The sequence below is a fragment of the Pectobacterium aquaticum genome (assembly GCF_003382565.3).
Lineage (GTDB): Bacteria > Pseudomonadota > Gammaproteobacteria > Enterobacterales > Enterobacteriaceae > Pectobacterium > Pectobacterium aquaticum.
Genome location: NZ_CP086253.1, coordinates 410,429 through 430,631 on the forward strand (window position 1 = coordinate 410,429; position 20,203 = coordinate 430,631).

The following is a 20,203-nucleotide window of genomic DNA, read 5'->3' on the forward strand; positions in this document are numbered from 1 at the left end:
TGAATAAAATAAAAAGCCTCGTTTTGCAACGAGGCTTTCGTACTTGCCGTACTACCGCTAGAAAATCGGTGAGCGTTACAGCGCAGCGATGACCGCGTGCTGATCCAGCAGTTTGGCTTTCGCTACGGCGTAACCGTCCAACTTCTCGCGCTCTTTGGCTACGACCGCTTCCGGTGCGCGAGCCACAAAGCCTTCGTTGGACAGCTTGCTTTCGATGCGCTCAATCTCTGCTTCGATTTTCGCTACTTCTTTCGTCAGACGATCCAGCTCTGCCGCTTTATCGATCAGGCCTGCCATCGGAATTAACAGCTCGGCACCATCAATGAGTTTAGTGACGGAAACCGGACCTTTATCGCCCGCAGGCAGCAGCGTAATGCTTTCCAGACGCGCCAGCGTTTGGATGAAGCTGCGGTTCTCTTCCACGCGACGCTGTGCTTCACCAGTGACATCACGCAGTAACACTTCCAGCGGTTTGCCCGGGGCGATGTTCATTTCTGCGCGAATGTTACGCACTGCGATAATCGCCTGCTTGATCCACTCCAGATCGTTCAGCGCCAGCGTATCTTCCTGCGCTGCATCGAACTCAGGGAACGGCTGCAACATGATGCTTTCATTTGTACGAACAGCGGCGCTAATGCCTTTCAGCGTTTTAACGCGTAGCCAGATGGTTTCGGTAATGAATGGAATAATCGGATGCGCCAGACGCAGCAACGCTTCCAGTACGGTAACCAGCGTGTGACGCGTACCGCGCAGTTCCGCTTCTGAACCGCCATTCATAACGGGTTTCGTCAGCTCCAGATACCAGTCACAGAACTGGTTCCAGGTGAATTCGTACAGAATGTTGGCCGCAATATCAAAGCGATAGCCGTCCAGCGCCTCGCGGTAGGCTTTCACCGTGCGGTTGAATTCTGCCAGAATCCAGCGGTCGGCCAGTGACAGCACTTTCTCGCCTGCGCCAAAGCCACAATCCTGATCTTCGGTGTTCATCAGCACAAAACGGCTAGCGTTCCACAGCTTGTTACAGAAGTTGCGGTAACCTTCCAGACGCTTCATGTCCCAGTTGATGTCGCGACCGGTAGAGGCCAGCGCCGCCAGCGTGAAGCGCAGGGCGTCCGTACCGTGAGGCTCGATACCGTTCGGGAACTGTTTCTCGGTACGCTTGCGGATTTTTTCCGCCAGCTGCGGCTGCATCATGTTGCCAGTACGTTTTTCCAGCAGGACTTCCAGCGAAATGCCGTCCACCATATCCAGCGGGTCGATAACATTCCCTTTGGATTTGGACATCTTCTGGCCTTCATCATCACGGATCAGGCCGGTCATGTAGACGGTATGGAATGGCACCTGTGGTTTGCCGTCTTCATCTTTGATGAAGTGCATGGTCAGCATGATCATGCGGGCAATCCAGAAGAAGATGATGTCGAAGCCGCTGACCATCACACTGCTCGGGTGGAAAGCTTTCAGATCTGGCGTTTGTTCTGGCCAACCCAGCGTAGAGAACGTCCACAGCCCAGATGAGAACCAGGTATCCAGTACGTCTTCATCCTGATTCAGAACGACATCGTCAGCGAGGTTGTTTTCACTGCGTACTTCCGCTTCGGTGCGACCGACATAGACGTTGCCATTGGCATCGTACCAGGCCGGAATGCGGTGACCCCACCACAACTGACGGGAGATACACCAGTCCTGAATGTCGCGCATCCAACTGAAGTACATGTTTTCGTACTGTTTTGGTACGAACTGGATGCGACCATCTTCCACCGCTTCCACCGCTGGCTTAGCCAGCACGGCAGCACGCACATACCACTGGTCGGTCAGCATCGGCTCAATCACAACACCGCCACGGTCACCGTAAGGAACGGTCAGATCGTGCGCTTTGATCTCTTCCAGCAGGCCGAGCTCATCGAATGCGGCTACCAGCGCTTTACGTGCGGCAAAACGCTCCAGACCCTGGAAGGCTTCGGGAATGTCGCTGCTGCAAGTGGTGCTGGCTTCGCCATTGGTATCAAAGATTTCAGCGCTCTGGCGGATATCACCGTCGAACGTCAGGATATTGACCATCGGCAACTGGTGGCGTTTACCGACTTCGTAGTCGTTGAAGTCGTGCGCTGGCGTGATCTTCACACAGCCGGTGCCTTTTTCCATATCGGCATGTTCGTCGCCAACGATCGGAATACGACGGCCAATCAGCGGCAAGATCACCTCTTTGCCGATCAGATCTTTATAACGCGGATCTTCCGGGTTAACGGCGACACCGGTATCACCCAGCACGGTTTCCGGGCGGGTGGTCGCGACGACCAGATAGTCTTTACCGTCGGCGGTTTTCACACCATCGGCCAGCGGGTAGCGCAGGTGCCACATCGATCCTTTCACTTCGCGATTTTCTACTTCCAGATCGGAAATCGCGGTGCGCAGTTTCGGATCCCAGTTCACCAGACGCTTGCCACGGTAAATCAGGTCTTCTTTATACAGACGGACGAACACTTCTTTCACCGCGTTGGACAGGCCTTCATCCATGGTGAAGCGCTCGCGCTCCCAGTCGACGGAGTTACCCAGACGACGCATCTGATTGGTAATGTTGCCACCGGATTCACCTTTCCACTGCCAGATTTTGTCGATGAACGCTTCGCGGCCGTAATCGTGGCGAGTTTTGCCTTCTTCTGCGGCGATCTTGCGCTCAACGACCATTTGCGTGGCGATACCCGCGTGGTCAGTACCCGCCTGCCACAGGGTATTTTTGCCCTGCATGCGCTGATAGCGGATCAACGTATCCATAATGGTTTGCTGGAAAGCATGACCCATATGCAAGCTGCCGGTGACGTTGGGCGGCGGGATCATGATGCTGAAGCTTTCTTTACTCGTGTCGCCGTGCGGCTTGAAGTAGCCTTGCTTTTCCCAGTGTTCGTAGAGCGGCTGCTCGATATCTTGCGGGTTATATTTCGTTTCCATTATGCTCAAAATTCAGTGAGTTGGCGGCGTAGCCGTGGTCAATTGGAAGCCGACGCTGCGATAGGTTTTATAGCGGTCGCGCGCCAACTGTTTCAAGGAGTCTTCGTAAGGGACAAAGTCTATCACTTCATGGAAAGCGGTGGCAAAATCTGCGAACTGTGGCAATAGGCTGATCAGCAGATCCCGTGGCGCGTTGCCACGCCGCTGCGGCCATGCCAGTTCGACCGGCGCGCCGTGACGCGGCCCTTCGCCTGCCAGATTATGCGGCACGAATGCATTGGGATCGCGCTGCCATAATGCTTCATCCAGTCTGATGGCCTGTTGCTCGTCTTCACAGGCAATCAGCACGCGCTTTCCTGCTCGCCAACGTTCTGCCGCCAGATCGCATGCCAGTGCCTCATGGGCGCTGAGCTCACCGCTTTTGCTGTCGTGTTCGAGAAGATAGAACGTTGCGTTTTTCATTGTTTACACTATTGATTGCTAAGAGCCAGAAAGTGATAAGGGCCGGAAGTCCGGCCCATAAGACGGCAATTACTTTATAAGGATAAGGCAATCGCTGGCTTTGGTCATCGCCGTTGACGTGAAAGTCTTATTCTACGTCGTTCTGTCCGGCGCGGTTAAGCAGGAACTGTGATAACAGCGCGACCGGGCGACCCGTTGCGCCTTTGGCTTTACCAGAACGCCAGGCGGTGCCCGCGATATCCAGATGCGCCCAACTGTACTTACGCGTAAAGCGCGACAGGAAGCAGCCTGCGGTAATCGCCCCGCCCGGACGACCACCAATATTCGCCATATCGGCAAAATTGGATTCCAGCTGTTCCTGGAATTCGTCAGTCAGCGGCAGACGCCATGCGCGATCGCCAGACTGCTCGGACGCGCTCAACAGTTCGTGCGCTAGCGGATTGTGGTTCGCCATTAGCCCGGTGATGTGGTGCCCCAGCGCAATCACGCACGCGCCAGTCAGCGTCGCGACGTCAATCACCACGTCCGGCTCATAACGCTCAACGTAGGTCAGCGTATCACACAAGACCAGACGGCCTTCCGCATCGGTGTTCAGCACTTCTACCGTTTGACCGGACATCGTGGTCAGCACGTCACCTGGACGGTAGGCGCGCCCATCGACCATGTTTTCACAGCCCGCCAGCACGCCGATGATATTCAACGGCAGCGCCAGTTCGGCCGCCATGCGCATCACGCCGTAGACCGTGGCCGCGCCGCACATGTCGTACTTCATTTCGTCCATGCTGTCGGCTGGTTTGATGGAGATGCCGCCGGAATCGAACGTCAGCCCTTTACCGACCAGCACAATCGGGCGGGTGTCTGGGTTTGGATCGCCTTTATATTCGATCACGGACATCAGCGATTCATTCTGCGAGCCCTGACCCACGGCCAGATAGGCATTCATGCCCAGCTCTTTCATCTGCTGTTCGCCAATCACGCGCGTGATGATGTTCTGGCTGTAGGTATCGGCCAGTTGACGCGCTTGCGAAGCCAGATACGCGGCATTACAGATATTCGGTGGCATGTTGCCGAGATCTTTCGCAGCTTTGATACCCGCAGCAATCGCCAGACCGTGCTGAATGGCACGTTCGCCGCTGGTCAGCTCACGGCGCGTCGGCACGTTGAAGACCATTTTGCGCAGCGGACGGCGCAGCTCGACCTTGTTGCTCTTAAGCTGATCGAAGGTGTACAGCGTCTCTTTTGCGGTTTCGACCGCTTGACGCACTTTCCAGTACGTGTTACGGCCTTTCACGTGCAGCTCGGTCAAGAAGCAGACCGCTTCCATCGAACCGGTTTCGTTCAGGGCGTTGATCGTCTTCTGAATCACCTGTTTGTACTGGCGTTCATCAAGTTCGCGCTCTTTACCGCAACCAATCAGCAGAATGCGCTCGGAAAGAATGTTAGGTACATGGTGCAAGAGCAATGATTGCCCCACTTTGCCTTCTAATTCACCACGGCGAAGCAACGCGCTGATGTAGCCGTCGCTGATTTTATCGAGTTGTTCGGCAATAGGGGACAGACGACGCGGTTCAAACACGCCGACGACAATGCAGGCACTGCGTTGTTTTTCCGGGCTACCGCTTTTTACGCTGAACTCCATGTACTCTCCTGAATCTTAAAGACAACCGCGGGGGCAACGGCTAGAATGTGACACTCCGTAATACTTCCCGCCGTTGCGTTAACATAACCTGTGTTAATCTTAACGACGTAACGAACCTGTTTTAGTGACTAATAAGCAGGTTCTGATACAACAGCTCAAACGCAGTGTGTTGTAATACAGTTTTAGCTAAGAGGTCAGCCAAAAATGAGTATAAATGGCGCGTTAGCGAAGAAACTATCGATTTTCCTGCAAAAAGACAAGTTTTCACAGGCGTAATTAAGCGTGATCATCATTCGATATCTGGTACGGGAAACCTTTAAGAGTCAACTGGCCATCCTTTTCATTCTGTTACTGATTTTCTTTTGCCAGAAATTAGTACGGATACTGGGCGCCGCTGTTGATGGTGAAATCCCGACAAATTTGGTTATCTCCCTGTTGGGATTGGGCGTGCCAGAAATGGTGCAGCTCATCCTGCCATTAAGTCTGTTTCTTGGCGTATTGATGACGTTTGGCCGCCTCTATGCGGAAAGCGAGATCACCGTCATGCACGCCTGTGGGCTAGGCAAACGCGTGTTGCTGAAAGCCGCGCTGGTCCTGGCGGTGTTCACTGCCATTGTTGCAACCATTAACGTCATGTGGCTCAGCCCGTGGTCGTCCCGGCACCAGGAAGAAGTGCTGGCGGAAGCGAAGGCAAACCCCGGCATGGCAACGCTGGTTGAAGGGCAGTTCCAGTCCGCACAAGGTGGCAACGCGGTGCTGTTTGTCGGCAATGTCAAAGGCTCGGAGTTTGAGCACGTCTTTCTGGCACAGTTGCGCCCCAGTGGTAACGCACGGCCTTCTGTCGTCGTGGCCGATCGCGGTCATATCAAGCAAAACGAAGACGGAGTGCAGGTCGTGACCTTGGATAACGGTTCGCGTTACGAAGGTACGGCGCTGCTGCGTGATTTTCGTATCACGGATTTCACCAACTATCAGGCCGTGATTGGTCACCAGAGCGTGACGCTCAATAATAGCGACGTGCAACAAATGGATATGCAGACTTTGTGGCATTCGGATGCGCACGATGCGCGCGCAGAGTTCCACTGGCGGCTGACGTTGATTGTTTCGGTGCTGATCATGGCGCTGATGGTGGTGCCGCTGAGTGTAGTGAACCCCCGTCAGGGCAGGGTATTGAGCATGCTGCCTGCGATGCTGCTGTATCTGATTTTCTTCCTGCTGCAAAGCTCGCTGCGTTCTAACGCCAGTAAAGGCAAAATCGATCCGATGGTCTGGGTCTGGCTGACCAACCTGACGTACTTCGGTATTGCTGTGATGCTTAACCTATGGGATACCGTGCCGATGCGCAAAGTGCGCGCCCGCTTTAAGCCTCGTACGCTTAGAACACAAGGAGCGGCCTGATGTTTGGTGTATTAGACCGCTATATCGGCAAAACGATTTTCACCACCATCATGACGACACTATTCATGCTGGTGTCGCTTTCCGGCATCATCAAGTTTGTCGACCAACTGCGTAAAGTTGGCCAGGGCGAGTATTCGGCGCTGGGCGCTGGGCTGTACACGCTGCTCAGCGTACCCAAAGATATTGAGATCTTCTTCCCAATGGCGGCGCTGCTCGGCGCATTGCTCGGGCTGGGTCAGCTTGCGACCCGCAGCGAACTGGTGGTGATGCAGGCTTCTGGCTTTACCCGCTTGCAGATTGCGACAGCCGTGATGAAAACCGCGATCCCGCTGGTGTTGCTGACGATGGCGATTGGCGAATGGGTTTCTCCGCAAGGGGAACAGATGGCGCGTAACTACCGTTCTCAGATGATCTCCGGTGGGTCGATGATCTCTACGCAGGGCGGACTGTGGGCAAAAGACGGCAATGACTTTATCTATATCGAACGAGTGACGGGCGATAAAGAACTGTCTGGCGTCAACATCTACCACTTCGACGATAAGAACAAGCTGCTATCTGTGCGCTATGCGGCCTCTGCCGAGTTTGAAGATGACAGGAATGTCTGGAAGCTCTCGCAGGTTGATGAATCTGATTTGAGCGACGGTAAGCAGATTGGCGGCAGCCAGACGTTCAGCGGAGAATGGAAAACTAACCTGACGCCGGATAAGCTCGGCGTGGTGGCGCTGGAGCCGGATGCGCTGTCGATCCGTGGGTTACATGATTACGCCAAGTATCTGAAACAAAGTGGGCAAGAGTCGAACCGCTACCAACTGAACATGTGGAGCAAAATTTTTGCACCGGTCTCAGTGGCGGTGATGATGCTCATGGCAGTCTCTTTCATCTTCGGCCCGCTGCGCAGCGTGTCGGCGGGTTCACGTATAGTCATAGGTATCAGCTTCGGCTTCCTCTTCTACCTGCTGAATGAGATTTTCCGCCCACTCAGTCTGGTCTATGGTATCCCGCCGATTCTGGGCGCTATCTTGCCGAGCTCGGTGTTTCTGTTCATCAGCGTCGCGCTGCTACTGAAACGCCGGTAGCACTCAATAAATCAGAGAAAGCGCCGAGTGTGTTACCCCTTGGCGCTTTTTTATTGGCTGTGACAACGTGCTCTCCGCAACGTCCATTACCGTACCCTATTAAGGCGAAACGGGCTTAACACGTTGCTAAAGATGATTTTTTCAGCACTTAACCAAACATGTAGTGGATTAACGTTGCGTGAGAGCCGTCAAACGGTATAATGCACCCGTTTTCCGCATACTACTTCTGTGCCGAAGTGGCGAAATCGGTAGACGCAGTTGATTCAAAATCAACCGTAGAAATACGTGCCGGTTCGAGTCCGGCCTTCGGCACCATAGTATGAAAATCAAGTCACCTTAGGGTGGCTTTTTTTATGTCCGAAATCGTCCAGTGATGTCCATATATTACTGTAAAATAACGATTTTAATTTAATTTCCCTCTCTGCATTTTTGTCTATTTTATCCACAATGGTCTTTTTTCGTCCATTGACATCCAGATGATTTGGGGGTCAAGATGAGGGTCAATTCACTTCGATTATGAGTTGACCCCCAAATTATGGCGCTGACCGACGTTGTTGCCCGTACTGCTAGGCCTCGCGAGAAAGCCTATAAGCTCGCTGACGCGCACGGCCTGTATCTTTTGGTGAGTGCGCTGGTATCTCAAATACCGCTTTGAAGGTAAGGAAAGCCGGGTTGCGTTCGGTGCCTATCCGCTGGTCTCGCTGGGGAAGGCCAGAGAGAAGCGTGATGAGATAAGATTGCTGCTTTTGGAGGGCATCCACCCCACGGAAAAGCGCGAAGAAGAAAAAGAGCAGGCGCAAGAGGCGTTGAATTCTTTTGCGAAAGTCGCGCAGGACTGGCACCGAAACATTAGCCAAAACCGCTGGTCAGAAACGCACGCCGGACGGGTATGGCGCGATATGGAACGAAATCTGCTGCCTGCTATCGGGTATCGCCATATTGCCGACCTGAAAACCAAAGACCTGCTGGAGCCGTTGAAAGTCGTCGAACAGAACGGTCATCTTGATTTGGCGTCACGGCTGCGCCAAGCGCGTCACCGATATCATGCGTTATGCGGTGCAGAACGATCTGATAGAGCGCAACCCCGCGCAAGACCTCTCCGGGGCGATAGCCGCGCCAAAAGCTACCCATCGGCCAGCCCTGAAGCTGAATAAACTGCCGGATTTTCTGGCACGGATAGAACGTTACAAAGGGAGGACGTTAACCTGACTGGCCTTAAAACTCACGCTGTGCGTTTTTATCCGCTCCAGCGAGCTACGTGCCCGCTGGCCGGAAATTGATTTTAAACGCGCTATGTGGACGATACCGGCTGGACGTGAAGCTATCCCCGGCGTGAAGCACTCACAGCGCGGCGCAAAGATGCGCTCTGAACATCTGGTGCCGCTATCCCGACAGGCTTTAGCACTACTGGAAGAGATTAAGGCCATCAGCGGCGCTCATGAACTAATCTTCCCCGGCGATCATCGGCCAACCAAACCGATGAGTGAAAACACCGTCAACAACGCATTACGAACCATGGGTTATGACACCACCACAGAGGTTTGCGGACACGGCTTTCGCACCATGGCCTGTAGCGCACTGGTGGGCGGATTATCTGGATGCGAACCGGGATGAGTATGTGGTGCCGTATGAGTTTAAAAATATTTTATTCATTAGGGAGTTAGCGATGAAAAAAACGAAAAAATCAACGGTAGCGCTTACTTCTCTGATTGAAGAGGCAGAACAGCGTCATCAGAGGATCTTACAGGGACTTGCCGATGTTGATGCAGGCCGTGTTGTGAATCACGCTGATATGCAGGCATTCATCACCAGGCTGAAGCAAGCATAATCGATAGAAATACAAGGCTGTATCCTATATCGAAAGCCTATGTATTAAGCGCCGCGCCAGCCCCTTTTTGGTGAGGGGCTGGCGCTCATTGTTCTTATATGGATGATTTTTCCTGCTGCTCATCACACCCAGGTATCATTTCCACCAGATCATTTTCCACCATATAGAAGTAGCAAGTCGGAAACTGTTGCACCGACACTAGCCGACAAGCCAGTGCAAAACCCAGCTTATGAATACAGCGCTAATCTTAGCCCAGTGACAGCTTAAGCTGCATCCCGCAAGCTGCGGCATATCGTTGTAAGGTTGAGATACTCGCACTGGAAACATTTCTCTCAAGGCGGCTCACCGCAGGTTGGCTTACACCCATGCGAGCGGCGATATCTGTACTTGTCAGACCTGACTTGGACTTCATTTCGATTAGAACAGCGCGAAGCGCTTCTTCTTGAGTTTCGTCCTCATACGCTTTTTTAACTTCAGGATTAGAAAGCGCTTTCGCTTTAACTTCAGAGAAGCTGATACCTTTAACTGCCATCTTTCAATTCCTCCCATCTTGGTGCAACTGAGGATCAACGCGCCGCCTTCACCTTCACGCCTGACGTTAAATTCTACGTCCAGCGCAGCACGGAAGGCGCTGGAGCCACGCGCTCCTTTGTCCTGATCTTTACCGGAATAATGGATAATCAGTACCGTGGCCTGTGTCGCTGCTTTAATCGCGTCACATCCCTGAATGAATGCGCCCATGTCTTTAGCCGCGTTCTCATCCGAACCGCCAAAACAGCGGGCGAGCGTATCCAGAATAATCAGGCGAACTGGCATACCGGAGGCGACTTTCACATCGCGGGCGGCGCGTATCACCTGCTCTACGCTCTCCGGGCTGGCCGGAAAAATCGGGCAATCGACGCGATACAGCGCATCAATCGGGCTACCGCCGTTAAGCGTCTGCTCCCATGCCCGGATACGGCGGGGAACGCCAATCCCGCCTTCGCCAACGACATTAATCACCGCGCCCTGTGTCACCGGCTTGCCTGCCCACGGTTTGCCGGTGGCGATATGGCATCCCCACGATACCGCTGTAACCACACAGATAATCACAATCGGCATAAAAAAGAATCATATACCTAACATTGGATTGGACTTATGCTGAAACGCAGTGCCTACGTTGGGTGGCGTACAGAAGCTCAGAAATCTCTGAAACTATATTTTCAGCCGAGCACTATTCATACGAGGCCATTACTTTTAATCAACGGGAACTGGAGAGGGGAAGTGGAATTAATCGTGACACACGACATTACGGATAATGATCGGGAAGAACTTTTTGTGGGTCTTCGGTGCTATAACTACCGATTTATTAATCCTGCCTCCTTTGGGCAAATCGGTATTTTTCACCGCAATAGTGCTGGAACCATGACCGGAGGACTGATTGCTACGCGTAAGTGACTATGGCTGTGCATTGATTATTTATGGGTGGGTGAGGAATCCAGAGGCCTGAAGCTCGGTAGCGCGTTGGTGAAAGAAGCGGAACAGGAGGCTATACGTCTTGGATGCCGTCATGCGCTTGTGGATACGTTTAGTTTTCAAGCACTTCCTTTCTATGAAAAACAAGGTTATCAGTTGCAAATGTCTTTACCAGATTTTCCTGAGGAAGGCATGTTAAGGCACTATCTAATAAAGAAAAATATGTAGGCTGCATGATAGTTATCCACCCATTGACCAATGACAAAGTAGATAAGGCGTGGCCTTCTTTATAATCAGGCCCGTTTCTCTTCTCACTGGTGTGGACGTATGGCTTACCAACTTAACCTTAATTGGCCCGAATTCTTAGAAAAATACTGGCAAAAACAACCTGTTGTATTGAAGAACGCCTTCCCTAATTTCGTCGATCCGATTACGCCGGATGAGCTGGCGGGTCTGGCGATGGAGGCGGAAGTCGATAGTCGTTTGGTCAGCCATAAAAATGGTCAGTGGCAGGCCAGCAACGGGCCGTTTGAGCATTTTGATAATCTGGGCGAAACCGGTTGGTCGCTGTTGGCTCAGGCGGTGAACCACTGGCATGCGCCGTCTGCTGAACTCGTCAGTCCGTTCCGCGTGTTGCCAGACTGGCGTTTGGATGACCTGATGATCTCCTTTTCCGTACCGGGTGGCGGCGTGGGCCCGCATATCGATCAGTATGATGTCTTCATCATTCAAGGGATGGGCAGCCGTCGTTGGCGCGTGGGTGATAAGCTGCCGATGCGTCAGTTTTGCCCGCATCCAGCACTGCTGCATGTCGATCCCTTCCCACCGATTATTGATGAAGATCTTGAGCCGGGCGATATTCTGTATATTCCGCCAGGCTTCCCGCACGACGGCTTCACTCATGAAACCGCGCTCAACTACTCCGTAGGGTTCCGTGGGCCGAACGGTAGAGACTTAATCAGCAGCTTCGCTGACTACGTGCTGGAGAATGACCTTGGCGGTGAGCACTATAGCGATCCTGACTTGACCTGTCGGGAGCATCCTGGTCGAGTTGAAGCGTATGAATTTGACCGCCTGCGCGAGATGATGATTGACGTGATTAATCAGCCGGAAGCGCTTAAAGAATGGTTCGGTCGCTTTGTGACGACGCCGCGCCACGAGCTGGATATTGCGCCGGCGGAACCGCCTTACGAGCAGGATGAGATTGTGGACGCGTTGACGGACGGTGGTATGTTAACGCGCCTGAGCGGTCTGCGGGTGTTGGAAGTGGGTGGTAGCTACTTCATCAACAGCGAACGGCTGGACACGGTCGATCCGAAAGCGGCGGATGCGTTGTGCCGTTATACCGTTCTCGGTAAAAAAGAACTGGGTGAAGCGCTGGAGAATCCGGCTTTTGTGGCTGAATTAACCGAGCTAGTTAATCAGGGCTATTGGTTCTTCGACGAATAAGCGAACTATCTTTTAGGGGGATGTGAAATCAATCACTCGGAGAGATGCCATGTTCCCTTTACCTCAGTTACTGCGTGATTCAGTCCCTTTCGTGCTGAAAAATTTGCACGCTGACACGGCAAAACCGTAAGCGACAGCTTAAGCCAACGCCGTGTCACGATTGCTGGAATAGCGTCAGTAGGGAATAAGCCACCGCAAATATTCAAGGGCAATCAATACTGGCGTACTGCAAATAATGCGCAAGAAAAAGCCCGAAGTTTCCTTCGGGCTAGCGTGACGAAAAATGAAAATTAAACGGCTTCGTTTTCGTCGGTATAGCGTTTGGCTTTGTAAGCCGGGTGCATCAGGTTCTGGATGGAGAAAATGTCGTCCAGCTGTTCTTCGGTCAGCAAGCCACGCTCCAGCACCACTTCACGCACGCTCTTACCGGTTTCGGCACAGATTTTCCCAACGATATCACCGTTGTGGTGGCCGATGAACGGGTTCAGGTAGGTCACGATGCCGATAGAGTTGAAGACGTAAGCTTCACATACTTCTTTGTTAGCGGTGATGCCGTCAACGCATTTTTCCAGCAGGTTGTAGCAGGCGCTGGACAGAATCTGGATGGATTCGAACATCGCTTGTCCGATAACCGGTTCCATCACGTTCAACTGCAATTGACCCGCTTCTGCCGCCATGGTGACGCAGGTATCGTTGCCGATGACTTTGAAGCACACCTGATTGACCACTTCTGGTACCACTGGATTCACTTTGGCTGGCATGATGGATGAGCCTGCCTGCAGTTCCGGCAGGTTGATTTCGTTCAGGCCAGTGCGCGGACCGGAAGACAGCAGGCGCAGGTCGTTACAGATCTTCGATAGTTTTACCGCCACGCGTTTCAGGGCGCTGTGCATCATCACGTAAGCGCCACAGTCGGAGGTCGCTTCGATCAGGTCTTCAGCCGGTACGCAAGGCAGACCGCTGACTTTTGCCAGATGTTGAACGGCCAGCTTTTGATACTCATCCGGCGTGTTCAGGCGCGTACCGATGGCGGTTGCGCCCAGATTCACTTCCAGCAGCAGCTCGGCGGTGCGCAGCAGGTTACGGTTTTCTTCTTTCAGCAGCACGTTGAACGCGTGGAATTCCTGACCGAGGGTCATCGGCACGGCGTCCTGCAATTGGGTACGGCCCATTTTTAGGATGTTTTCGAACTCTTTCGCTTTGCGCTCAAAGCCATCGCTCAACTGGGTAATCGCTTCGACCAGTTTCAGAATAGAGGTATACACCGCGATACGGAAGCCAGTCGGGTAGGCATCGTTGGTGGACTGGCATTTGTTCAGGTGGTCATTCGGGTTCAGGTATTGGTATTCACCTTTCTGGTGACCCATCAGTTCCAGACCGATATTCGCCAGCACTTCGTTGGTGTTCATGTTGACTGACGTACCCGCACCGCCCTGATAAACATCGACAGGGAATTGGTCCAGGCATTTACCGTTATTCAGCACTTCATCACAGGCTTGCAGAATGGTATCGGCAATTTTACGTGGGATGGTTTGCAGTTCTTTATTCGCCAGCGCGGCCGCTTTTTTTACCATTACCATGGCGCGGACAAATTCTGGAATATCGCTGATGGTGCTATTGCTGATATAAAAGTTCTCAATTGCACGCAGCGTATGGATACCATAATAGGCATCGGCAGGGACTTCACGGGTACCTAACAGGTCTTCTTCAATACGGATATTCGTTGACATGGTTCTTCTTCCTTTTTTTGTTCGATGTACATAGCATCGTTTTAAATATTAAGACTATGATTTTTTAGGGTTTGTATTTCCTTTTTTTGATTTTCAGGTAATACAAACCCATCACGATTTGTATAAAATCATGACTAAAAAGCGTTCTCGGGGAGACGAACATTGAATTAGCATCGTTAAATGGCTAGTGGTGGATATATTCCCCCATTATTTTTCTCCCCATCGTTAATAGGTTATTCCGTATTATCCGGGTTAATCTCAACCAACTTTTCTATTCCGCGGTTCAGCGTTTTCAATTTCGGAATAAATACGGTTTTGATAATGTCATGCGTGACATCGCACGCTTCTTCAAAGAATGCACTGTATTCATCACGGTGCCCAACAATATAAAGCGAGCGCTTGATATTCACGGGTTCCGGCATATGCGTCAGCACTTCTCTGGAGTGTGCAACGGATTGCAGGAAACTGAGCGGGGTGGTCACCGCCCAACCGATACCTGCCGCCACCATCGACGTTAAGGTATCCGCATTATCAAATTCGAGCATGTTCGGTACGCGGACATCGATGCGGCGCAGGTAGCGCTCAATCTGCATCCCAATCTGCGAGTTCCGGTTAAAACGCACCAGCGGCAGTGCGGCGGAAAGCTCACGGATATCCTCAACTGTTTTGATGCGTTTGCGGTAATCCGGCGGCGTGATAATAAAATAGCCTTCGGAAAACAGCTGATGACGCACCACGCTATCGCTGTCGATCAACGGGTCGCTGGTGACGATCAAATCCAGCTCGCGACGCATTAACGCTTCACCCTGCTGTGGGCTGAGCCCGGTACGAATCAGTAACTGCGATGAGCTCTTCATCAAACTCTTGGTAAACACCGAACCGCAGGTGATAGCAAACGAATCCACCAGGCCGATACGCAAGTCAGGTTTAATCCCTTTTCCTGCTTCCAACACCTGAGCCTTCAGGTTCGCAATCTCCTCCGTCAGGATTTCTCCCCGGTTTTTCAACGCAATGCCGTAAGGCGTCAGGACAAAGGGGCGACGAGCCCGGTTTACCAATTTGACGCCGAAATCTTCTTCCAATAACCGGATCGTTTGCGAAATAGCCGAAGGTGTTAGACCTAGCCGTGTGGCGGCTGCCGTCATGCTTCCTGCTTCCGCCATCGTCACAAAAACATAGACGGCGTACATATCGATCGATTTATTGGCGGACACTGTGCGTTTAACCATGTGAGTTTGCCTACGCTGCAAGGTGAATGTCGTCGAAATATGAAGCGTTAGTCTATCTCATCTCGCTGACTACGACCTCGCTAACTGAGGTAAGAATAGTCGGCTAACTTCAGAAAAAATACAGGTTGTATCACTGATTCATTTTTTCTTATTTCTAGCTTTAGCGGATCTGAAGATGAAATGAATGACACGGTGTGGCTGCTAGAGCACCGATTGTATTTCTCTCCTTGTTAGTGTTTTTTTATACATAAATACAGGGGATTGCGGGTTTTGCTGTTATCCGGCGTAAAAAATTATGCTGAGGAGATAGCTGGCTTCGGATGAGCCGCAGGACGCGGTCCGCTAAGTCAGATACCGACGAAGGTACCGCGTCAGCGGCATAATTTCCGCCGAAAGCCTGGGGTCACGGGGCGAGCGGCGTGTGAGCCCTCCCGTGTCGGGCGCGTGCTACGAAGTCGCATGAAAATGACGTCATTATCGCGCACGAAACTACCTCAACGGCAGCATAAAAATGTGGCTAAAACTCAACCTGAGTAGTCATAACGTATTGCTTTTACTGCGTAGTAAGAAGCGAATCGCCCACTGGTGTTGCTATTCGAACGTGACGTTCTGCCTGTTCACACATTTCCAGCAGTGCCGGAATCAGGTGTGCGGTGGCGTTGAGGCACGCGCCGAGTTGACTGAGGCTTTCTTGCGGCAGTTCAACGTCATTTTGCAGCGTGTCGCCGAGGTAGTGCAGGCCGTGGCACAGGCCTTCAACTGATTCGGCGGCAATCGCGCCGAGGTCGCAGAGCTGAACGTCATCTAACTGCGCGAAAGGCAGGCTGGCTATCAGATCGCGGAAAATAGTAATGGTGCTGTCAGCGGGTGTGGCGTGAGTGTCCGTCATGGTCATTTTTTCCTTGAGATAATTAAGTCCGCCACCACACAAGGTTCCAAATTCGGGTGGTGACACAGACAGGATTGGAACCCCGGCTCTCAAGAAGACCGGTCAACCTTGCGGTTGCCCTGCCTGCGTCACCGTAAAGAGTGTGCACGCAGCCCCTGAAAAAACAAAGTGTTTTTCAGTCTTGAGAGGTTCGGGGTTCCAAGCCCGGCTGCGGATGTTGCCGCAGCACAGAGACTTTATTCCAACGGCAAAAAACGTGAAATAGGGTGGATAGATTTACAGTGGAATTACAGTGCGTTTTGGAATGGTGCTCGCAGAAATGGGCTTGAAAGGCTTGTCGCTGGCAAACCGCGATACACAGGGAAACTATACTGCCAGTGAGTACGGAAACGTGTTCTGTTTATCGGGCGGTATCTTATTGAACCAATCAACTCAACACATGATAGCGATAAAGCATTTTCCGCGAATTCAGATAATAAGTGCAACGCTCGGTCTTGATGGGCTGGGAGTGAAGAATGGAGGTTAACTGCCGATAAGTTATCCCTTTCTTCCGACCAAAGACGAGCGGGTAACCATGAAATATCGGCAGTTAACTGAGGGCATACGATACCAGATTGCTCTGCTTTATGCTGAGGATATTAGCCTCACTGAGATCAGCAAGCGTATTGGCGTCAGCAAGTCCACCGTATCCCGTGAGGTCAGGCGCAACGGGACGGCAGAGGGGTATTCAGCAACAGAGGCTAAACGGTTGAGTCAGCGCCGGCGGCAGGCGGCGACAAAGCGGTTTATCTGCCAGATACCGTGTTTTATGTGGAAACGGGGCTGGGTTGGAAGTGGAGTCCAGAGCAGATAAGTGCCGTCTGTAAGTGCATTGGCTGCCCCGTCAGCCACGAGTGGATTTACCAGTATGTTCAGGCAGATAAATCCCGTGGCGGCGAGCTGTACAAGCATCTGCGGCAGGGGAAGCGCCTTTACCGTAAGGGTTACGGGACGAAGCGCGGCCCGATACCAGATGCGGTCTCCATCGAGCAGAGACCCGCCGTGGTTGATGGGCGTAGTCGTCTGGGAGACTGGGAAGCGGCTCTGGTGCTGGGGCACAGGGAACGGGTGCCATCGTGACGCTGGCCGAACGCAAGAGCCGTATTTATCTGACGAAAAAGGTGTTTTCGAAAGAAGCAGGCGAAGTCAGCGAGGCGATAATGTCGATGCTGAGTGGCTATAAGGACGTGTACCACACCATCACGTTCGACAACGGCAGGGCGTTCAGCGGGCACAAGGAAATCGCAGAGGCGCTGGAGGCGGAAACCTACTTCGCCCACCCGTATGCGTCGTATGAGCGGGGCTTGAACGAGAACGCGAATGGTCTTTTAAGGCAGTTTATCCCGAAAGGAACAGACCTGAGGACGGTGTCAGAAGAGGCGTTACTGGCGTATCAGAATGCCTTAAACAGCAGGCTGCGGAAGTGTCTGGGGTTCAGGCAACCGTCAGTGGTGTTTGCAGAACTAAGAATGGCGGCTTAGCGTTGCACTTCGGAGTTGAATCCGCCGTTAATCATATCTTCTTGGACAGCATAACAACGCATGATAGCGGTAATACGTTGTTTCAGGCGTGAAGCCGTTTCGTGCTGGCCTTTGCCCTCAATTTTACGAAGCGGAAGCAACAGATCGCGCATAGTCAACTTTGTAATATCTTTTGGACCGATAGCAGGGAAAAGATGATTGGTGAGGCTGTTTAAAATCCGTTCACTATGCCTAGGTATCCAGCGCTCACTGACAGACATTTTTTTTGCCAGTCCCGCGCCACAGCCTCAAACGTAAAATCTCCGCGCTCCTCAGCTTTTACAGCCTTTTTTTGCTGCAACGGGTCAACACAATTGGCTAACAGAGATTTCATCGCTAAGAGGCTTGTACGAGCTTCAGAGAGCGATACAGAAGGGGAGGAGCCCATTGAGAAGACTTTTTGCTTACCATCGAAGCGATAAGCAGCTTGCCAGTATTTAGAACCATTCGGATGCACCAGCAGATACAGACCCTTGCCATCCGATAGCTTGATCTGCTTGTCGGAAGGCTTGGCGTTTTTTACAGCAATATCAGTTAAGCGCATAGCAAGCCTTCTGTGCAAGTGTTGGTAAAAATCTCATCGAACTGAGATTGCCAACACTTTTACCAACAAATAGGAAGCGCTGCCAGTAGATTTTAACGGACAGTAGTAGACAACTGGAAGGGGATAACTTGTTGACTTTATAAAGCAAAACGGACGTCAGTAGACGTCCGTTTATATGTTAGTGGTGCCGGACTCGGGAGCATTCAGCTTTCTATTAAGTTGAAATGTAGCATAAATTTTAACCGTGACTGTTGTCAAGACCCGTAGGTTGACCCATGTTTTTATAGATAGATCAGAATGATGGGACGCATGCGATAAAGAAATGCCCGGTTCGTTCCTTTGGTTCGATTCCCTACGATGCCGATAAATCGTAATGACATTAGCGTTACGTTTGCTGTATTATTAATATCCAGATAGTAGGCAGGAGGATAACATCGTGCCAGCGACGAACAGCGTTTCTGTTAAACGCGAAACATTGAATTTACGCATCAAGCCCGCCGAACGCGATCTGATTGATCGCGCAGCGAAGGCCAGAGGAAAGAATCGTACTGATTTTGTTCTTGAGGCCGCTCGCGCCGCCGCAGAGGAAGCGTTGATCGATCAGCGCATCATCATGGCAGATCCTGATGCCTATCAGGAGTTTCTCGCTCGTTTGGATCAGGCTCCTGCACCGAATGCTGCGCTGCGTAAAACCATGCAAACGCCTGCGCCGTGGGAACAGAAAAAATGATTTCTGCCCCTGAGCCACTCCACGCCGAACATGTACTATCTTCATTCTGTTGCGGCGTTGAGTCTACGGACAACTGGCTAAAACTACGCGCGATGAAAAATCAGGTCACTGGCGCGTCACGAACTTTCGTTAGTTGCAATGATTCAAAAGTGTTGGCGTATTACTCATTGGCTTCCAGTGCTATGGCAACGAATGCCGCCCCCGGACGCTTTCGCCGCAATATGCCCGATCCGATCCCAGTGGTGGTTCTGGGTCGTCTTGCGGTGGATACGTCATTGCATGGTCAGGGAGTTGGCCGGGCGCTGGTTCGAGATGTCGGGCTACGGGTTATTCAAGTGGCTGATACTATCGGCATTCGCGGGATGTTGGTTCACGCGCTGTCTGATGAAGCGCGGGAGTTTTACCTTCGTGTGGGGTTTGAACCTTCACCAATAGACCCGATGATGTTGATGGTGACGCTAGGGGACTTGGTGGATAGCTTATCAATTTGAAATTGATATTTTACCCGTGAACATCAAAAAAATGAATGGCTCGTTCTAAATAGCGTGGTGGGGGAGGTGCTATGCAGATTGAGTTGATGCTTGGGGCGAACGTCTCTGGTAGTTGTAGCGTAGGGGACATGGAGAAAACTTAGGCGTGTTATCTAAAAACCGATCTGTCGATGCTCAGTGAACATTTTGATGTGGTCTGCGACGCGGCCGCCGTGATGACGACCGCAGTGGGTCTTGGCTTGTTATATAACAAGGGGGTTTTTCTTGATGTTAACCCGACGCCAGGCAAGTTCATGCTATCCATCTTCAACCGACAGCTGAAGCCGATTGTCTGCACTTCCCGGCCTGAGATACTCGATAGCCTCGCTCACGCAGTGGAGGCGGGAAATCTGCGACTCCCGGTTGCCCAAATCGTGCCATTCAGCGAAGCAATCCCGTTTATCACCGCTCTTGAAGCGGGTCACGGGCTCGGCGATAAGGGCCTTGTCATGATGGATTAAGCGTGTCGCGCAGTCATCGGTTATTCGATCTTATACAGGCGCTTCGCCGGCACGCGAGACTGGCGATCGTTGCGCACCATTCGCCGTGATATCGCTACGCTGCAAGCTATGGGATTCGATGGCGCTCCGGAGAGGTTATATAAATTCAGGGGTAAATCATTGTGTCCATTATTAGTTCCCGCTATGCACAAAATATAGTGCAGGAGTGTCTGCCTGAGGGCAGTCCGAGTTCAGCTAAATAGCTTCTCATAATAGCGCTACACTTGTGAGAGATGACA

The 20,203-nt window shown here is 52.0% G+C and carries 16 protein-coding genes, 1 tRNA gene and 4 pseudogenes; 11 read left to right on the top strand and 10 right to left on the bottom strand.

From position 1 onward, the window contains the following. Nucleotides 1-75 precede the first annotated feature (75 nt). The 3 genes from DMB82_RS01885 to pepA all read right to left on the bottom strand — a co-directional run bounded on the left by DMB82_RS01885 (nucleotide 76) and on the right by pepA (nucleotide 5,047). Nucleotides 76-2,946: a valine--tRNA ligase gene (locus DMB82_RS01885; protein WP_116164344.1), complete on the bottom strand. Its 2,871-nt coding sequence runs from the start codon at nucleotides 2,944-2,946 to the stop codon at nucleotides 76-78. A gap of 12 nt (nucleotides 2,947-2,958) precedes the next feature. Further along, entirely contained in the window at nucleotides 2,959-3,408 is a 450-nt protein-coding gene (locus DMB82_RS01890; RefSeq protein WP_010284626.1) for a DNA polymerase III subunit chi, read from the bottom strand. A 127-nt stretch (nucleotides 3,409-3,535) separates the two neighbouring features. After that, entirely contained in the window at nucleotides 3,536-5,047 is a 1,512-nt protein-coding gene (gene pepA / locus DMB82_RS01895) for a leucyl aminopeptidase (protein WP_102117167.1), read from the bottom strand. Between the two features lie 282 nt (nucleotides 5,048-5,329). Between pepA and lptF the strand changes: the two genes are divergently transcribed. The 5 genes and pseudogenes from lptF (at nucleotide 5,330) to DMB82_RS01920 (ending at nucleotide 9,349) form a co-directional block, all read left to right on the top strand. After that, nucleotides 5,330-6,445, top strand: coding sequence for an LPS export ABC transporter permease LptF (lptF, locus tag DMB82_RS01900; RefSeq protein WP_116164346.1), 1,116 nt, complete (start codon nucleotides 5,330-5,332; stop codon nucleotides 6,443-6,445). Then, the gene (lptG, locus tag DMB82_RS01905; protein WP_102117169.1) at nucleotides 6,445-7,521 is read left to right on the top strand and encodes an LPS export ABC transporter permease LptG; all 1,077 of its coding nucleotides are present in this window, start codon (nucleotides 6,445-6,447) and stop codon (nucleotides 7,519-7,521) included. Before lptF ends, lptG begins: the two co-directional genes overlap by 1 nt. 230 nt (nucleotides 7,522-7,751) lie before the next feature. Further along, nucleotides 7,752-7,836 (top strand) — tRNA-Leu (locus DMB82_RS01910). Nucleotides 7,837-8,056: 220 nt separating this feature from the next. Next, nucleotides 8,057-9,166, top strand: a pseudogene (locus DMB82_RS01915) (tyrosine-type recombinase/integrase); the annotation flags it as partial. 21 nt (nucleotides 9,167-9,187) lie between these two features. Continuing rightward, nucleotides 9,188-9,349, top strand: coding sequence for a CopG family transcriptional regulator (locus tag DMB82_RS01920; RefSeq protein WP_116164386.1), 162 nt, complete (start codon nucleotides 9,188-9,190; stop codon nucleotides 9,347-9,349). Between the two features lie 247 nt (nucleotides 9,350-9,596). Here DMB82_RS01920 and DMB82_RS01925 read toward each other — a convergent pair whose 3' ends face one another. Continuing rightward, complete coding sequence (locus DMB82_RS01925) at nucleotides 9,597-9,881, bottom strand: helix-turn-helix domain-containing protein (RefSeq protein WP_116164348.1); 285 nt, start codon at nucleotides 9,879-9,881, stop codon at nucleotides 9,597-9,599. A gap of 14 nt (nucleotides 9,882-9,895) precedes the next feature. Continuing rightward, nucleotides 9,896-10,420, bottom strand: a pseudogene (locus tag DMB82_RS01930) (helicase RepA family protein); the annotation flags it as partial. A 192-nt stretch (nucleotides 10,421-10,612) separates the two neighbouring features. Between DMB82_RS01930 and DMB82_RS01935 the strand changes: the two are divergent. Beyond that, a pseudogene (locus DMB82_RS01935) lies at nucleotides 10,613-11,032 on the top strand (GNAT family N-acetyltransferase). Between the two features lie 99 nt (nucleotides 11,033-11,131). Continuing rightward, entirely contained in the window at nucleotides 11,132-12,253 is a 1,122-nt protein-coding gene (locus tag DMB82_RS01940) for a ribosomal protein uL16 3-hydroxylase (protein ID WP_116156514.1), read from the top strand. Nucleotides 12,254-12,543: 290 nt separating this feature from the next. Here the strand turns inward: DMB82_RS01940 and aspA are convergent, their stop codons facing one another. The 3 genes from aspA to DMB82_RS01955 form a co-directional block, all read right to left on the bottom strand. Continuing rightward, on the bottom strand, nucleotides 12,544-13,983 hold the full coding sequence (aspA, locus tag DMB82_RS01945) for an aspartate ammonia-lyase (protein ID WP_102117173.1): 1,440 nt from the start codon (nucleotides 13,981-13,983) through the stop codon (nucleotides 12,544-12,546). Between the two features lie 233 nt (nucleotides 13,984-14,216). Then, nucleotides 14,217-15,212, bottom strand: a complete 996-nt coding sequence (locus DMB82_RS01950) for a LysR family transcriptional regulator (protein WP_039539586.1) — start codon at nucleotides 15,210-15,212, stop codon at nucleotides 14,217-14,219. Between the two features lie 553 nt (nucleotides 15,213-15,765). Beyond that, nucleotides 15,766-16,101, bottom strand: coding sequence for a hypothetical protein (locus DMB82_RS01955; RefSeq protein ID WP_102117174.1), 336 nt, complete (start codon nucleotides 16,099-16,101; stop codon nucleotides 15,766-15,768). Nucleotides 16,102-16,675: 574 nt separating this feature from the next. On the opposite strand from DMB82_RS01955, the pseudogene DMB82_RS01960 reads away from it, so the two are divergent. Continuing rightward, a pseudogene (locus DMB82_RS01960) lies at nucleotides 16,676-17,621 on the top strand (IS30 family transposase). On the opposite strand, the gene DMB82_RS20750 reads toward DMB82_RS01960, so the two are convergent. Then, nucleotides 17,618-17,881 carry a phage integrase central domain-containing protein gene (locus tag DMB82_RS20750; RefSeq protein ID WP_226888197.1) on the bottom strand — a complete coding sequence of 88 codons (264 nt, stop codon included), beginning with the start codon at nucleotides 17,879-17,881 and terminating at the stop codon, nucleotides 17,618-17,620. The pseudogene DMB82_RS01960 and the gene DMB82_RS20750 overlap by 4 nt on opposite strands. After that, nucleotides 17,833-18,204: an Arm DNA-binding domain-containing protein gene (locus tag DMB82_RS01970; protein WP_226887596.1), complete on the bottom strand. Its 372-nt coding sequence runs from the start codon at nucleotides 18,202-18,204 to the stop codon at nucleotides 17,833-17,835. The genes DMB82_RS20750 and DMB82_RS01970 overlap by 49 nt, the downstream gene beginning before the upstream one ends. Before the next feature lie 436 nt (nucleotides 18,205-18,640). Between DMB82_RS01970 and DMB82_RS01975 the strand changes: the two genes are divergently transcribed. From DMB82_RS01975 to DMB82_RS01985, 3 genes are all read left to right on the top strand, one after another. Beyond that, a complete protein-coding gene (locus DMB82_RS01975; protein WP_038921611.1) occupies nucleotides 18,641-18,934 on the top strand; it encodes a type II toxin-antitoxin system TacA family antitoxin in 294 nt (97 codons plus the stop codon). Beyond that, nucleotides 18,931-19,425: a GNAT family N-acetyltransferase gene (locus DMB82_RS01980; RefSeq protein WP_116164350.1), complete on the top strand. Its 495-nt coding sequence runs from the start codon at nucleotides 18,931-18,933 to the stop codon at nucleotides 19,423-19,425. Before DMB82_RS01975 ends, DMB82_RS01980 begins: the two co-directional genes overlap by 4 nt. 170 nt (nucleotides 19,426-19,595) lie before the next feature. Beyond that, nucleotides 19,596-19,925, top strand: coding sequence for an MDR/zinc-dependent alcohol dehydrogenase-like family protein (locus DMB82_RS01985; RefSeq protein ID WP_116164352.1), 330 nt, complete (start codon nucleotides 19,596-19,598; stop codon nucleotides 19,923-19,925). Nucleotides 19,926-20,203 lie beyond the last annotated feature (278 nt).